A 15,290-nucleotide genomic window follows, 5' to 3' on the forward strand; every position below is an offset into this window, starting at 1 on the left:
TGCGTTGCCTCGGTGTCCGGGCCCTCATGACGACTGCTCCGTACAGATGGACGCCGCCCGCCGGGTGACTTACCGGACTCCCTGTCCTTCCGCACAGTTCTTATGGCGAGAATGGGGGGATGACCGACAGTCCTGCTCCACTCGCCGATCCGCATCTCCGCTACGACGCGTCCGAAGGTATCCGGGACATCGTCGTCCTCGGCTCCACCGGCTCCATCGGCACCCAGGCCGTGGATCTGGTGCTCCGCAACCCCGACCGCTTCCGTGTGACGGCGCTGTCCGCCGCGGGGGGCCGGGTGGGGCTCCTGGCCGAGCAGGCGTATCTCCTCAAGGTCGGCACCGTCGCGGTGGCGCGGGAGGACGTCGTACCGCAGCTGCGTGAGGCGCTCACGGCGCAGTACGGGGCGGAGCCGCTGCCCGAGATCCTCGCCGGCCCGGACGCCGCCACGGAGCTGGCGGCGTCCGCCTGTCACACGGTGCTCAACGGCATCACCGGCTCCATCGGCCTCGCGCCGACCCTCGCGGCCCTGGGCGCCGGGCGCACGCTCGCGCTCGCGAACAAGGAGTCGCTGATCGTCGGTGGCCCGCTGGTGAAGGCGCTCGCCAAGCCGGGGCAGATCATTCCCGTCGACTCCGAGCACGCCGCGTTGTTCCAGGCGTTGGCGGCAGGCTCCCGCAGCGAGGTGCGCAAGCTCGTGGTGACCGCCTCGGGCGGGCCCTTCCGAGGGCGTACGAAGGCGGAACTGGCCCGGGTGACGCCCGAGGACGCGCTGGCCCATCCGACCTGGGCCATGGGCCCCGTGATCACCGTGAACTCGGCGACGCTCGTCAACAAGGGGCTCGAAGTCATCGAGGCACACCTGCTCTACGACATCCCTTTCGAGCGGATCGAGGTGGTGGTGCACCCGCAGTCCTACGTGCACTCCATGGTCGAGTTCGTCGACGGTTCGACCCTCGCGCAGGCCACCCCGCCCGACATGCGTGGACCGATCGCGATCGGCCTCGGCTGGCCGGAGAGGGTGCCGGACGCAGCTTCAGGGTTCGACTGGACCAAGGCGTCGTCCTGGGAGTTCTTCCCTCTCGACAACGAGGCGTTTCCCGCCGTGGGACTCGCCCGGCACGTGGGGCAGCTCGCGGGGACGGCTCCGGCGGTGTTCAATGCCGCCAACGAGGAGTGTGTGGGCGCCTTCCTGAAGGGCGGCCTGCCGTTCAACGCGATCATGGAGACCGTCACGGCGGTGGTCGCCGAGCACGGCAGCCCCGCGCGGGGAACTTCTCTGACCCTCGGGAACGTCCTGGAAGCGGAGACATGGGCCCGGATCCGGTCCCGTGAACTGGTGGCGAAGGCGACAGCGGAGGCACGTGCATGACCGCACTGATGACGATTCTCGGCATAGTCGTCTTCGTAATCGGACTCCTCTTCTCGATCGCGTGGCACGAGTTGGGGCATCTCTCCACCGCGAAGCTGTTCGGGATCCGGGTGCCCCAGTACATGGTCGGCTTCGGGCCGACCCTGTTCTCCCGCAAGAAGGGCGACACCGAGTACGGGATCAAGGCCGTGCCGCTCGGCGGCTACATCCGCATGATCGGGATGTTCCCGCCCGGGCCCGACGGCCGCATAGAGGCCCGGTCCACGTCGCCCTGGCGCGGCATGATCGAGGACGCCCGCTCCGCCGCGTTCGAGGAGCTGGAGCCGGGTGACGAGAAGCGGCTGTTCTACACGCGCAAGCCGTGGAAACGCGTCATCGTCATGTTCGCCGGGCCGTTCATGAATCTGGTGCTGGCCGTGGCGATCTTCTTCGGCGTCCTGATGACCTTCGGGCTCAATACCCAGACCACCACGGTCAGCGCCGTCTCGGACTGCGTCATCGAGCAGAACGAGAACCGCGACAAGTGCGCGGCGGGCGACACACCGGCCCCGGCCAAAGCGGCGGGCCTGAAGCCCGGGGACAAGATCGTCGCGTACAACGGCCGGTCCGTCGACGACTACGGGGTCCTCCAGTCCCGCATCCGCGCCTCCCGCGGTGAGGCCACCATCACGGTCGAGCGGGACGGTACGCGGCGCACGCTGCACGCGGACGTCATAGAGAATCTGGTCGCGAAGACCGACGGGCACGGCGGCGTCGAGGAGGGCGAGTACGTCACCGCGGGCTTCCTCGGTTTCACGCCTGCCTCCGGCATCGTGCAGCAGTCCTTCGGCCAGTCCGTGGACCAGATGGGCACCATGATGCGCAACGGTGTCGAGTCCATGGTCGCTCTGCCTTCCAAGATCCCGGATCTGTGGAACGCGGCGTTCGACGGCGGCGAGCGCAAGCAGGACTCGCCCATGGGCGTCCTCGGCGCGGCGCGGGTCGGTGGTGAGGTGTTCACACTGGACATCCCGCCGGAGAACCAGATCGCGATGATGCTGTTCCTCGTCGCGGGGTTCAACCTGTCGTTGTTCCTGTTCAACATGCTGCCGCTCCTGCCGCTTGACGGCGGCCACATCGCGGGCGCGCTGTGGGAGGCGCTGCGACGTCATACGGCGCGGCTGCTGAAGCGGCCCGACCCCGGGCCCTTCGACGTCGCCAAACTCATGCCGGTCGCCTATGTCGTCGCGGGGATCTTCGTCTGCTTCACGCTGCTGGTCTTCGTCGCCGACCTCGTGAACCCCGTCAAGATCACCTGAGCCGGAGAGAGCCGGCGGGGAGCAGCCGATCCAGCCACTCCGCTCGTGCTTGTCGCGCCCCGTACCCGCGGCATCCGTGGGTACGGGGCGCTTTCCGACGCGGCCGCACGGGGGCCGGCCGCTGCTGTATACGGGGGAAACGCCGTATACAGCTGCCTACGGCCGCACGGGGCGCGTGAGCTCCCCCCGCGCGGACGTAGCGGTAGCGGCCGGGCCCCGGTGCGCAGGCACACGGTGCGCGGGTGGGTGAGCAGGTGCTGCGAAGATCGCCGCGACGGAAGACCGCCGCGACGTGCGCCGGAGACGGAGTGTTCCGCGGGCGAACTGTTGTCCGCGCCGGGGCCGGAGCCGCACCGTCAGGTATCAGACGGCTGACGATCCGGTGGACGCGAACCGGGTCTGTGTCCCACCGATCCGGTAGTGACGTAATCTCGGAGGTCGGAGCCCGCCGAACCGGGACCTATATCCATACGTTGGGGTTGCACTGCAGATGACTGCGATTTCACTGGGAATGCCGTCCGTTCCGACCCAGCTCGCCGAGCGCAGGAAGAGCCGGCAGATCCAGGTCGGGAACGTCGCCGTGGGTGGTGGCGCTCCCGTGTCGGTCCAGTCGATGACGACGACGCGCACCTCCGACATCGGAGCCACGCTGCAGCAGATCGCCGAACTCACGGCGTCCGGCTGCCAGATCGTCCGCGTCGCCTGCCCGACTCAGGACGACGCCGACGCACTGCCGGTGATCGCGCGCAAGTCGCAGATCCCGGTGATCGCCGACATCCACTTTCAGCCGAAGTACGTGTTCGCCGCGATCGACGCCGGCTGTGCGGCCGTCCGCGTGAACCCCGGCAACATCAAGCAGTTCGACGACAAGGTGCGAGAGATCGCGAAGGCCGCCGGCGCCGCCGGTGTGCCGATCCGCATCGGGGTGAACGCGGGGTCGCTCGACCGGCGTCTGCTCGAGAAGTACGGCAAGGCCACGCCCGAAGCCCTGGTCGAGTCGGCGCTCTGGGAGGCGTCCCTCTTCGAGGAGCACGGCTTCCGCGACATCAAGATCTCCGTCAAGCACAACGACCCCGTGGTGATGGTCAACGCCTACCGCCAGCTGGCCCAGGCGTGCGACTACCCCCTGCACCTCGGTGTGACCGAGGCGGGTCCGGCCTTCCAGGGCACGATCAAGTCGGCCGTCGCGTTCGGCGCGCTGCTGGCGGAGGGCATCGGCGACACGATCCGGGTGTCCCTGTCGGCTCCGCCCGCCGAGGAGGTCAAGGTCGGCCTTCAGATCCTGGAGTCCCTCAACCTCAAGCCCCGGCGCCTGGAGATCGTGTCCTGCCCGTCCTGCGGCCGGGCTCAGGTCGACGTCTACAAGCTCGCGGATCAGGTGACGGCCGGACTCGAGGGCATGGAGGTGCCGCTGCGAGTGGCCGTCATGGGCTGCGTCGTCAACGGCCCCGGTGAGGCCCGCGAGGCGGACCTCGGTGTCGCTTCCGGCAACGGCAAGGGGCAGATCTTCGTCAAGGGCGAGGTCGTCAAGACCGTTCCGGAGTCGAAGATCGTCGAGACGCTCATCGAGGAAGCGCAGAAGATCGCCGAGCAGATGGAGAAGGACGGCATCGCCTCCGGCGAGCCGCAGGTCTCGATCAGCTGAGCAGTCTCAGGACGGCAGCCGTCACTCTCCACCTGTACGGCCTGTACGGCCTGGTTTGCGGGCGTGCGGCGTGCGGGCGTACAAGGCGGAGTGCTGCGTGCGGCGGGACGGGGCATGTCTTGGGATGGCGATCGCGATAGAGCGGTAGAGGATCGGGAGAGAAATTTCCCGTGCCGGTCCTGTGCCCCGTGGCACATGCCACGGGGCACAGGACCGCTGGAGAAGACACGGTTGACCGCTGCTTCTGGCGGGGGTGGTTCGGCTGCCCCGTCGCATATGCCACGGGCAGCCCCCCTTGATATGCCCTGGGCTAGACGGAATGCTCCGTGCCCGCCTCGCGCACCGTCGCATATGCCACGGGGGAGCGAGGCTGGCACGCGGAGCCACCGTCGGAAGCCCCAGCCCCAGCCCCCCCAGCCCGAGCGGGTGGCCCCCCGCCCGTGCTCCCCGTGCCCGCGATGTACCTCCCTGCCACGGCCAAAGGGACCGCACCGGGCCTTTTGCCGCCCCAGAGGACCCTTAGCCGCTACCCCTCACGCGTACGACCGGGTATGCCGACGGCGCGCGGGTATCCCACTCCGCCCAACGCCAGTCGGCGCCCCCAACCGGCCCCGGCCGCGCTCCCGGGCCCCACGCGCCCGCATGGCCGTGCGCCCCTCCCCCTCTCCCCGAGGTAGGCCCCAAGCCCTCCTGGACCGCTTCTGGGGCGGTGTCCCAAGCTCCCGGGTACAGTGCGGAAATCAGTAGTCCGTACGGTGAGGCCCTTCGAACGTGTTGACACAGACCACCACCAGGGTCCTCGACCCCGACGACCTCGACGCGGCGCTGGCGATCCTGCTGCGCGAGCCAGTGGCGAACGCCTTCGTCACGTCCCGGGTGCAAGTGGCCGGACTGGATCCATGGCGCCTCGGTGGCGAGATGTGGGGCTGGTACAGCGACGGGGTGCTGACCTCGATGTGTTACGCGGGCGCCAATCTGGTACCGATCTGCGCCGGGCCGGAAGCGGCACGGGCGTTCGCTGATCGGGCGCGCAGAGCGGGGCGTCGGTGCTCTTCCGTCGTGGGTCCGGTCGAGCCGACCAGGGAGCTGTGGCGTCTGCTGGAGCCGCACTGGGGGCCCGCGCGGGAAGTCCGGGCCAATCAGCCGCTCATGATCACCGACCGCCGTTCGGACGCGGTGCACCCCGATCCCGGGGTGCGGCGCGTCAAGAAGGACGAGATGGACGTGCTCATGCCGGCCTGTGTCGCGATGTTCACGGAGGAAGTCGGGATCTCGCCCCTCGTCGGTGATGGCGGGCTCCTGTACCAGGCACGGGTCGCTGAACTCGTCGGTAGCGGACGCTCCTTCGCGCGCATCGAGAACGGCGAAGTGATCTTCAAGGCGGAGATCGGGGCCGCGACGGCCGAGGTCTGCCAGATCCAGGGTGTCTGGGTCAACCCGGCCTACCGGGGCAGGGGGCTCGCGGCGCCCGGTATGGCCGCGGTCCTGCGGTACGCCCTCGCGGACGTCGCTCCGGTCGTGAGCCTGTACGTGAACGACTTCAACACGGCCGCACGCGCGACGTACCGGCGCGTGGGGTTCCAGGAGTCCGGTGCGTTCATGAGCGTCCTGTTCTGATGCACGGATCAGCCCACTCGTAGCTGCTTGAACGTTTCGGCCGGAGAGCGGCCCTGAGCGGGACCACACGGACGGGACTGCGCTGACAGGACTGCACGGACACGACTGAGCAGACGGCGCTGAAGAGGGGCCACAGAAGTGAAAGCCGTCTCACCCCTTGTACATGCATTTGACATTAGATCGGCTTATCGCAGATAAAGGAATCCCTTTGGGGTGAGATTCACGCGGTGTGCACCCCTCCCGAGTGATTGAGTGCGACATGGCTGAAGCTGCCCCGTTCCCCCCGCAGGACGACGACGGCGCGGTCGCGGCGGAACGGTCCTGGCAGAAGTGGCGCGAGGGCCGTCGGCGCGCGCTCACCGCGCCCACCGGCAATCTGGCCCTCGTCGAGACCAGCTGGCTGCCGCTGGGAGAGAGGCCGGACGTCGAGGCCGCCCGCGCGGGACAGCCCGCAGGTGTGACAGTGACCACGGTGGAACGTACCGAGCCTGTCAGCGGGCAGGCCGAGTACGGACTGCGTCGCTGGGACGCGCACGCTCCGGCGCTCCAGAACTTCGACGGCGTCGACGTCTTCCCGTACCGCCAAGACTGGGTGCTGGAGGCCGACTACGCTCCCGTCGAGGGCGCACGCAAGGTCCCCTTCGAGCACATCAGGGACAACGGCGGCACCCGAGAGCTGGCCGTACCGGGTGACATCACCCTCGTCCTGGACGGCGCCGAGTACACCCTGAGCGCCTTCGACGACGACGGGACGCTCCTGCTGGTCTTCGGTGACCCCACCAATGGCGACAGCACCTACGGGGCGGGGCGTTTTCTCTTCGTGCACCGTGCGGACGAAGCCGCCGGGCCCCAGAAGGTCGTACTGGACTTCAATCGTTCCTTCGTGCCGCCGTGCGGATTCTCGGACCAGTACAACTGTCCGATGCCGCCGCGGCAGAACCGCTTCCACCTGCCCGTCGAGGCCGGCGAGAAGCTCCCCGTCTTCCGCGACGGCTACCAGGCGCACTGACCCCAACTCCTGCGGCGTGTTCGCGCCGTTGAGCACGAAAGTACGTACTCCCTGATGAACACGAAGAAGTCCTCGCTCTACGCCGGTGCGTCCGTTTCCGTCCTCGCTCTGGCGCTGACCGCGTGCGGGGGCGGAGACTCCTCCGGCAACTCCCACGGAGCCACGCAGGCGTACGACAAGAACGCGACGGTCAACGTCGGCTCGCTCTACGAACCGCAGAACCTCGACAACACCGGTGGCGGTGGCCAGGGCGTCACCGAGGCGCTCAACGGCAACGTGTACGAGGGGCTGTTCAAGCTCTCCGACAAGGGCAAGGTCGACAAGCTCCTCGCCGAGGACTACAAGGTGAGCGACGACGGTCTCACCTACACCTTCACCCTGCGCGACGGCGTGACCTTCCACTCCGGCAAGAAACTCACGAGCAAAGACGTGAAGTACAGCCTGGAGAAGGTCGTCGCGCCGGACTCGCAGTCCGCGCGCAAGAGCAACCTCGAGGTCATGAAGACGATCGCGACGCCCGACGACCGCACCGTGCGCGTCACGCTCAAGAAGAAGTCGATCTCGTTCGTCTACAACCTGTCCTACGTCTGGATCATCAACTCCGAGGCGAAGAACCTCAAGACCAGCGAGGACGGGACCGGACCGTACCGGCTCGGCAAGTGGACCCGCGGCTCGGCCCTCAGCCTCAAGCGCTCCCCGAAGTACTGGGGCGGGGCCGCGAAGAACCAGCAGGTCGTCTTCCACTACTACAAGGACGCCAGCGCCCTCAACAACGCGCTGCTGACCAACGCGCTGGACGTCGTCACGAGCGAGCAGAGCCCCGACGCGCTGGATCAGTTCAAGAACAACCAGAACTACACCGTCAGTGACGGGAACTCGACCACCAAGCTGCTGCTCGCCTTCAACGACAAGGCCAAGCCGTTCACGGACGTCAAGGTCCGGCAGGCCGTCTCCGCCGCGATCGACGACAAGAAGCTGCTGGAGTCCGTGTGGGGCGGCTACGGCAAGCTCATCGGCTCCATGGTGCCGCCCAGCGACCCCTGGTACGAGGACCTGACCAAGGTCAACGGGTACGACGTCGCCAAGGCCAGGAAACTGCTCGGCGAGGCCGGGTACAAGAAGGGCTTCAGCTTCACCCTGGACACCCCGAACTACGACCCGCATCCCACCGCCGCGACGTTCATCAAGTCGCAGCTCGCCAAGGTCGGCATCACCGTCAAGATCAACACGATCACACCCGACGAGTGGTACACGAAGGTCTACAAGAACCACGACTTCAGCGCGACGCTCCAGGAGCACGTCAACGACCGGGACCTCGTCTGGTACGGCAATCCGGACTTCTACTGGGGCTACGCCAACAAGCAGGTCTCCCAGTGGGTGGACCAGGCCGAACAGGCCGACTCCACAGCGCAGCAGACCGCGCTCCTGAAGAAGGTGAACCGCAAGGTCGCGCAGGACGCCGCGAGCGACTGGCTCTACCTGTACCCGCAGATCGTCGTCGCCGGCAACAAGCTCAGCGGCTACCCGGTGAACGGGCTGAACTCCCAGTTCTACGCCTACGACATCAAGAAGAGCTGACTCGCTCGTGCTCTCCTACCTGCTGCGCCGCCTCGCCTTCCTCGTGGTGTCGCTCGCGCTCGCCAGCGTGGTGCTGTTCCTGCTGCTGCGCCTGCTGCCCGGCGACCCCGCGAACGCGCTCACGTCGGTCGGCGCGAGCCCCGAACAGATCGAGGCGGCGCGGCACTCCATCGGTACGGACAAGTCGCTGCCCGAACAGTTCGTGCACTGGATCGGCCAGCTCGCCACCGGCGACCTCGGTACCTCCTTCGTCAGTTCGCTGCCGGTGCGCCCGGAGGTCGTCGGCCGGCTCGACGTGACCGTGCCGCTGACGCTCGCCGCGTTCGTCCTGGCCGTCGTCGTCGCGGTCCCGGCGGGCTACGTCGCCGCGCGCCGCTCCCGTAGCTGGTACGGCGCGATCCTCAACGCCGTGTCCCAACTCGGACTAGCGGTGCCCGTGTTCTGGCTCGGCATGATCCTCGTGGCCGTGTTCGCGCTCAACCTCGGGGTGTTGCCGTCCGGTGGATTCCCGCAGGAGGGATGGTCCGATCCGGGGGCGGCGATCGAGTCGCTCGTCCTCCCGGTCGTCACCGTCGCACTCGTCATGTCGGCCTCGCTCACCCGCTACGTGCGCTCGGCGACGCTCGACGTACTCGGAAGCGACTACCTGCGTACCGCCCGTGCCCTCGGCTCGTCCTTCGCCGGCGCCATGTGGCGGCACGGCCTGCGCAACGCCTCCGTGCCCGTCATCTCCGTCCTCGGTATCGAACTGGCCTCCACGCTGCTCGGCGCGGTGGTCGTCGAATCCGTCTTCGCCCTGCCCGGACTCGGGTCCATGCTCGCCACCGGCATCGCCCAGCACGACTACCCCGTCATCCAAGGCGTCCTGTTCGTCTCCACGCTCGCCGTCCTGCTCATCGGCTTCCTCGCGGACCTCGTGCAGCGGATCATCGACCCGCGCCTGCGCGGCAGGCTTTCCGGAGGCACCCGATGACCGCCCCCGTTCCCACCATCACTTCGCCCGACCCCGCGTCGGCGCCCGTTCTCCGGCGTCGCGGACGGCGCCGCTCCGTCACCCTCGTTGCCGGGTGCGTCCTGGCCGGGTTCGTCGTCCTCATGGCCCTCGTGTCGCTGTTCTGGCTTCCCTACGATCCACAGGACACCACCGGCGACCGCCTCACGGGGCCCGCCGGAAGCCACATCCTCGGCACGGACAAGCTCGGCCGGGACCTCTTCACCCAGGCCATGACCGGCGCGCGCATAGCCCTTGAGGCCGGTCTCGGTGCCGTGGCCATCGCCGCCGTGCTCGGCGTCGTGCTCGGCGTCCTCGCCGCGTACGCCCAGGGCTGGGTGGACGACACCCTCTCGGCGCTCCTCGACATCCTCATCGCCTTTCCTACGCTGCTGCTCGCCATGCTGATCGTCTCCGCACGAGCCGCGTCGCTCGGCTCCGCGGTCCTGGCGATCGGCCTCGCCCAGAGCGCCGTCGTCGCGCGCCTGACCCGCATCCTGGTCAAACGGGTACTGGCGCAGGACTACGTCACCGCGGCTCGCACCTCCGGGACGGGGCGGCTGCGTACCGTCCTGGGCCACGTCCTCCCCAACATCTGGCCGACTCTCGTCGTGAACCTCGCCCTGCAGTTCGGTCTCGCCGTCCTCGCGGAAGCGGGACTGTCGTACCTGGGGCTCGGCGCTCCGCCGCCCAACGCCTCGTGGGGACGCATGCTGCAGGAGGCCCAGGCCACGTTCACCACGGCGCCGGCCGGTGCCATCGCCCCCGGTGTCCTGTTGGTGATCCTCGTGATCGGGGTCAACCTCGTCGCCGACGGACTGCGGGACACCCTTGATCCTTCACGCCGGAGGAGCGCATGAGCCAGAAGCAGCCCGCATCCCATGAGCCGTACGACCAGCCCCGTAGGCGCCGTTCCGCGGGCACCGTCGCGTCGGGACGGGGCGCGGGGGACGGGGCTGCTCCGGACGGCCCCGTGGCGGGGGACGGGGCGGCTCCGGACGGCCCCGTCCTCGCGGTGCGGGGCCTGACGGTGCGCACGTCCGAGGGACGTGACCTCGTGAGCGACCTGAGCTTCGACATCGCGCCGGGCGAGCGGCTGGGCCTCATCGGCGAGTCCGGCTCCGGGAAGTCCCTCACCACGCTCGCCACGCTCGGCCTCCTTCCGGAGGGCATGACGGCGCGGGGTTCGGTCAGCCTTCTGGGCTCCCAGATGATCGGCGCGCCGGAAAGATCGCTCACCGCGATACGGGGCAGGGGCGCCGCCGCCGTTTTCCAGGAACCCCTGACCGCGCTCGACCCGCTGATGCGCGTCGGCAAACAGATCGCCGGACCGCTGCGGCGTCGTACCGGGCTCGGCGGAGGCGCGCTGCGTCGCGCCGTGACCGAATGCCTGGAGCAGGTGAGGCTGCCGGAACCCGAACGGGTCGCCCGCGCCTTTCCCCACGAGGTGTCCGGCGGGCAACGCCAGCGCGTCGCCCTGGCCATGGCGCTCGCGTGCGCACCCGCGCTGCTCATCGCGGACGAGCCCACCACGGCCCTCGACGTCACGGTGCAGTCCGAGATGCTGGGCCTGCTGGACCGCCTCGTACAGGAACGCGGCATGGCGCTCCTCTTCGTCAGCCACGACCTGGCCGTCGTCTCGCGCATCACAGACCGCGTCCTGGTGCTCAAGAACGGTCGCGGCGTCGAGCAGGGCGACGTCCGCGCCCTCGTGCACGCCGCCGAGGACCCGTACACCCGCGCCCTGGTGGAGAGCGCACGCCGCCTCGAATCGGCTCTCGACCTCGGAGGTACCCGATGAGCGCGCGGACCGTCGCGCCCGTACCCACGTCGCCCGCCCTCGAACTGCGCGACGTCTCCTACACCTACCGTGGTGCCGTCCGTCCGGTCGTCGAGCACATCTCCCTCCGCGTGGAGACGGGGCACAGCCTCGCCCTGGTCGGCGAGTCCGGCGCCGGCAAGACCACACTGCTGCGCATGCTGCTGGGTCTCAGCCGTCCCGGCTCCGGGGAGGTGCGCTTCGACGGCCAATCGCTTCAGCTGCGCGACCGGGCGCAGATGAAACGGTTCCGCGCCGCCGTGCAGTGCGTCTTCCAGGACCCGTACTCCTCCCTCGACCCACGGCGTCGTATCGGCGCCATCGTCGCCGAGCCGCTTCGCTCCCTTGGACTCGCGAGTGCCGACGAGGCGCGCACCAAAGTCGCGGCGGCCCTCGAAGCGGTCGGACTGACCGCCGATGTCGTACGCCGCTACCCGCACGAGTTCTCGGGCGGGCAGCGCCAGCGGATCGCCATCGCTCGGGCCACCGTCTGCGAACCCCGCGTGCTCCTGGCGGACGAACCGGTCAGCGCCCTCGACGTCACCACGAGAGTCAAGGTCGTCGATCTCCTCGCGGAACTCAAGGAACAGCGTGGCCTCACCATCGTCATGGTCTCCCACGACCTGTCCGTCGTGGCGACGCTCTGTGAACGCACCGCTGTCCTCGAACAGGGACGCCTCGTCGAACAGGGCGAGACCCGCGACGTACTGGGTGCCCCGTCCCATCCCTACACCCGCAAGTTGCTGAGCAGTGTGCCTCGCCTGCCTGCTGCGTAGCGGGGAGCGGCGTACGCGAGGACGGGGCCGGGGTGCGGCGTACGCGAGGACGGGCCGGGGTGCGGCGTACGCGAGGACGGGCCGGGGTGCGGCGTACGCGAGGACGGGTCCGGGGAGCGGTGCGGCGCAGACGAGTGCGCGGCGAGTGCGTGTACGTGTGCCGGGGTGGTGCAGCGTGACGGCCCTGTGCCCCGTCGCATATGCCACGGGGCACGCCCGTTCCCCACGACGGGCCGACAACCCTCGGCGCACCGTCGAATATGCCGTGAGCCGTGAGCCGTGAGCCGTGAGCCGTGAGCCGTGAGCCGTGAGCCGTGAGCCGTGAGCCGTGAGCCGTGAGCCGGCGACGCACGAGGCCGCTTTGCGGCGCCCCGCCCCCGGCTGCCCCGTGGCATATGCCACGGGGCAGCCGGGGGCGGGGCAACCGACCGCTGCCACCGCACCGCCCACAGCAACCGGCTGATACACGTTGGTACACGCTGATACAAGCGTGATCCACGCCGATACATGGCCAGGGTCACCAGATACAGGAAGTCCCTGCCCGGCACCCTCCGCCACCCCCCGGGTAGTCTCCGGGCATGCCGAGTTACCCCGGGCGCGCTCCCCGGATCCCGGATCAGGTCACGGTCGGCCCTCTCGACCTGGCCGCGCACGTCGACGAGGCGTTGGCCGTTCAGGCCCACGCCTTCGGGCTGACGGACGACGAGATCGACGTGCGCCGGCAGATCGTGTTGCGGCACGTCGCCGTACCGGGCGCGCGGGCACTGGGGGCCACGACCCCCGAGGGACGGCTCGTCGGCTTCGTCTACGGAATGCCGAACGACCGCGCGCACTGGTGGTCGACCGTCGTCCAGCCCTACCTGATGCGCATGCACAACGACAGCTGGCTCGACGACTCGTTCGTGATCACGGAGTTGCATGTCCGTCCCGGGTACCAGAACCGGGGCATCGGCAGGACCCTGATCACGACGATCACGGATGCCGTACAGGCGCCCCGGTCCATTCTCTCGGCGATCGACAAGGAAAGCCCCGCGCGTGGGCTGTACCGTTCCCTCGGCTACATCGACCTCGCGCGGCAGGTGCTGTTCCCGAGCGCGCCGACGCCGTACGCGGTGATGGGCGCATCGCTGCCACTGCGTGGTTCGCGCCCGGACGGGGCATAACCGATTTCCGCCACGGCCGGGGCCCCGGCTAACCTCCTGGACATCACCCTTTCGCAGCAGGAGTTCACCATGGCCCAGGTCCAGCGCATGTCCCGATTGATGGTCAAGACACTGCGTGACGACCCGGCGGACGCCGAGACGCTCAGCCACAAGCTGCTGGTCCGTGCCGGGTACGTGCGGCGCACCGCCGCCGGCATCTGGTCGTGGCTCCCGCTCGGCAAGAAGGTGCTCGACAACGTCTCGCGCGTCGTGCGCGAGGAGATGGACGCCATCGGCGCCCAGGAGGTGCTGCTGCCGGCCCTCCTGCCCAAGGAGCCCTACGAGGCGACGGGCCGCTGGGAGGAGTACGGCGACCTGCTGTTCCGGCTGAAGGACCGCAAGGGCTCCGACTACCTCCTCGGCCCCACGCACGAGGAGATCTTCACCCAGGTGGTCAAGGACCAGTGCACGTCCTACAAGGATCTGCCGGTCATGCTCTACCAGATCCAGACCAAGTACCGCGACGAGGCCCGGCCCCGTTCCGGTGTGCTGCGCGGTCGCGAGTTCCAGATGAAGGACTCGTACTCGTTCGACACCACGGACGAGGGACTCGCCGAGTCCTACGCCCTGCACCGAGAGGCGTACCGCAGGATCTTCGCGCGCCTCGGACTCGACTACCGCATCGTCTCCGCCATCTCCGGAGCGATGGGTGGCTCCGCCTCCGAGGAGTTCCTGGCCCCCGCGGCTGCCGGTGAGGACACCTTCGCGGACTGTCCCAACTGTGCCTTCGCGGCCAACACGGAGGCGGTCACCTTCTTCCCGTCCAAGACGGAGCAGAGCGCGTCACACGGCCCCGTCGAGGAGATCGACACCCCCGACACGCCCACCATCGAGAGCCTCGCCGCACAGCTCGGGGTCCCCGCCTCGGCGACGCTGAAGAACCTGCTCGTGAAGGTCGACGGCGAGATCGTGGCCGTCGGTGTCCCCGGTGACCGCGAGGTGGACCTCGGCAAGCTCGGCGAGCACCTGGCCCCGGCAGAGGTCGAGCTGGTCACCGCCGAGGACTTCGAGGGACGGCCCGAGCTGGTACGGGGCTACGTCGGGCCCCAGGGCCTGAAGATCCGCTACCTTGCCGACCCGCGCGTCGCCGCGGGAACCGCGTGGATCACCGGGGCCAACAAGAAGGACACCCACGCCCGCAACGTCGTCGTCGGTCGTGACTTCGAGGTCGACAGGTACCTCGATGTCGTGGTCGTCCAAGAGGGCGACCCCTGCCCGAACTGCGGCCACGGACTCAAGCTGGACCGTGCCATCGAGATCGGGCACATCTTCCAGCTGGGCCGCAAGTACGCCGACACCTTCCAGCTCGACGTCCTCGGCCAGAACGGCAAGCCGGTGCGCGTGACGATGGGGTCGTACGGCATCGGCGTCTCCCGCGCCGTCGCCGCCCTCGCCGAGCAGACGGCGGACGGGCAGGGGCTGTGCTGGCCCGCCGAGGTCGCCCCGGCGGACATCCACGTCGTCGCGGCGGGCAAGGTGCTGCAGACGGAGCTGGCCCTGGAGGTCGCGGAGAAGCTCGGCGCTGCCGGAGCCCGCGTGCTCGTGGACGACCGCGCGGGGGTTTCCCCCGGGGTCAAGTTCACGGACGCGGAGTTGATCGGCGTGCCGAAGATCGTCGTGGCCGGGCGTCGTTCCGCCGAAGGGATCGTCGAGGTGAAGGACCGGCGTACGGGGGAGCGGGAGGAACTTCCCGTCGACGAGGCCATCGCGCGCCTGACCGCCTGACCGCCTGACCGCCTGACTGCCTGACTGCCTGACTGCCTACCGACTGTCGCCCGACCGCCTGATCACGCCGCGTCAGCAGCCCCTGCGCGGCACGTCGCGTCTGGTCAACCAAGGGGTGGCGCCGTGGTCTGAGGCGCGTCCGCCCGGCGGTGAGACCTACTGCGGGGCAGGAAGCCCGGGTAAAAGCTAATGGGGTGGCCACTACGCCGTAGGGCGTAGTGGCCACCCCTCAGTGTTGACGCCGTCCCGTCTTCGTATGA

General features: G+C 69.0%; 12 protein-coding genes. All 12 read left to right on the top strand.

The window, feature by feature from the left end; all coding sequences use genetic code 11:
- Positions 1-119 precede the first annotated feature (119 nt).
- The 12 genes from dxr to ACFYMP_RS25925 all read left to right on the top strand — a co-directional run bounded on the left by dxr (position 120) and on the right by ACFYMP_RS25925 (position 15,030).
- Positions 120-1,370 carry a 1-deoxy-D-xylulose-5-phosphate reductoisomerase gene (gene dxr, locus ACFYMP_RS25870; protein ID WP_388861943.1) on the top strand — a complete coding sequence of 417 codons (1,251 nt, stop codon included), beginning with the start codon at positions 120-122 and terminating at the stop codon, positions 1,368-1,370.
- Complete coding sequence (locus tag ACFYMP_RS25875; protein ID WP_388861945.1) at positions 1,367-2,668, top strand: M50 family metallopeptidase; 1,302 nt, start codon at positions 1,367-1,369, stop codon at positions 2,666-2,668. The genes dxr and ACFYMP_RS25875 overlap by 4 nt, the downstream gene beginning before the upstream one ends.
- A gap of 490 nt (positions 2,669-3,158) precedes the next feature.
- On the top strand, positions 3,159-4,313 hold the full coding sequence (ispG, locus tag ACFYMP_RS25880; RefSeq protein ID WP_363149693.1) for a flavodoxin-dependent (E)-4-hydroxy-3-methylbut-2-enyl-diphosphate synthase: 1,155 nt from the start codon (positions 3,159-3,161) through the stop codon (positions 4,311-4,313).
- 771 nt (positions 4,314-5,084) lie between these two features.
- Positions 5,085-5,930 carry a GNAT family N-acetyltransferase gene (locus tag ACFYMP_RS25885; RefSeq protein WP_388861947.1) on the top strand — a complete coding sequence of 282 codons (846 nt, stop codon included), beginning with the start codon at positions 5,085-5,087 and terminating at the stop codon, positions 5,928-5,930.
- Positions 5,931-6,189: 259 nt separating this feature from the next.
- Positions 6,190-6,939 carry a DUF1684 domain-containing protein gene (locus ACFYMP_RS25890; RefSeq protein ID WP_388861949.1) on the top strand — a complete coding sequence of 250 codons (750 nt, stop codon included), beginning with the start codon at positions 6,190-6,192 and terminating at the stop codon, positions 6,937-6,939.
- 54 nt (positions 6,940-6,993) lie between these two features.
- Entirely contained in the window at positions 6,994-8,517 is a 1,524-nt protein-coding gene (locus ACFYMP_RS25895; RefSeq protein ID WP_388861951.1) for an ABC transporter substrate-binding protein, read from the top strand.
- Between the two features lie 7 nt (positions 8,518-8,524).
- Positions 8,525-9,490, top strand: coding sequence for an ABC transporter permease (locus ACFYMP_RS25900; RefSeq protein ID WP_388861953.1), 966 nt, complete (start codon positions 8,525-8,527; stop codon positions 9,488-9,490).
- On the top strand, positions 9,487-10,368 hold the full coding sequence (locus ACFYMP_RS25905; RefSeq protein ID WP_388861955.1) for an ABC transporter permease: 882 nt from the start codon (positions 9,487-9,489) through the stop codon (positions 10,366-10,368). Before ACFYMP_RS25900 ends, ACFYMP_RS25905 begins: the two co-directional genes overlap by 4 nt.
- Positions 10,365-11,309: an ATP-binding cassette domain-containing protein gene (locus tag ACFYMP_RS25910; RefSeq protein WP_388861957.1), complete on the top strand. Its 945-nt coding sequence runs from the start codon at positions 10,365-10,367 to the stop codon at positions 11,307-11,309. Before ACFYMP_RS25905 ends, ACFYMP_RS25910 begins: the two co-directional genes overlap by 4 nt.
- Positions 11,306-12,103, top strand: coding sequence for an ABC transporter ATP-binding protein (locus ACFYMP_RS25915; protein WP_388861959.1), 798 nt, complete (start codon positions 11,306-11,308; stop codon positions 12,101-12,103). The genes ACFYMP_RS25910 and ACFYMP_RS25915 overlap by 4 nt, the downstream gene beginning before the upstream one ends.
- Before the next feature lie 578 nt (positions 12,104-12,681).
- Positions 12,682-13,266 carry a GNAT family N-acetyltransferase gene (locus tag ACFYMP_RS25920; protein ID WP_388861961.1) on the top strand — a complete coding sequence of 195 codons (585 nt, stop codon included), beginning with the start codon at positions 12,682-12,684 and terminating at the stop codon, positions 13,264-13,266.
- 69 nt (positions 13,267-13,335) lie between these two features.
- A complete protein-coding gene (locus ACFYMP_RS25925; RefSeq protein WP_388861963.1) occupies positions 13,336-15,030 on the top strand; it encodes a proline--tRNA ligase in 1,695 nt (564 codons plus the stop codon).
- The last annotated feature ends 260 nt before the right edge of the window (positions 15,031-15,290 follow it).

This window comes from Streptomyces sp. NPDC007088 (assembly GCF_042869355.1).
Lineage (GTDB): Bacteria > Actinomycetota > Actinomycetes > Streptomycetales > Streptomycetaceae > Streptomyces.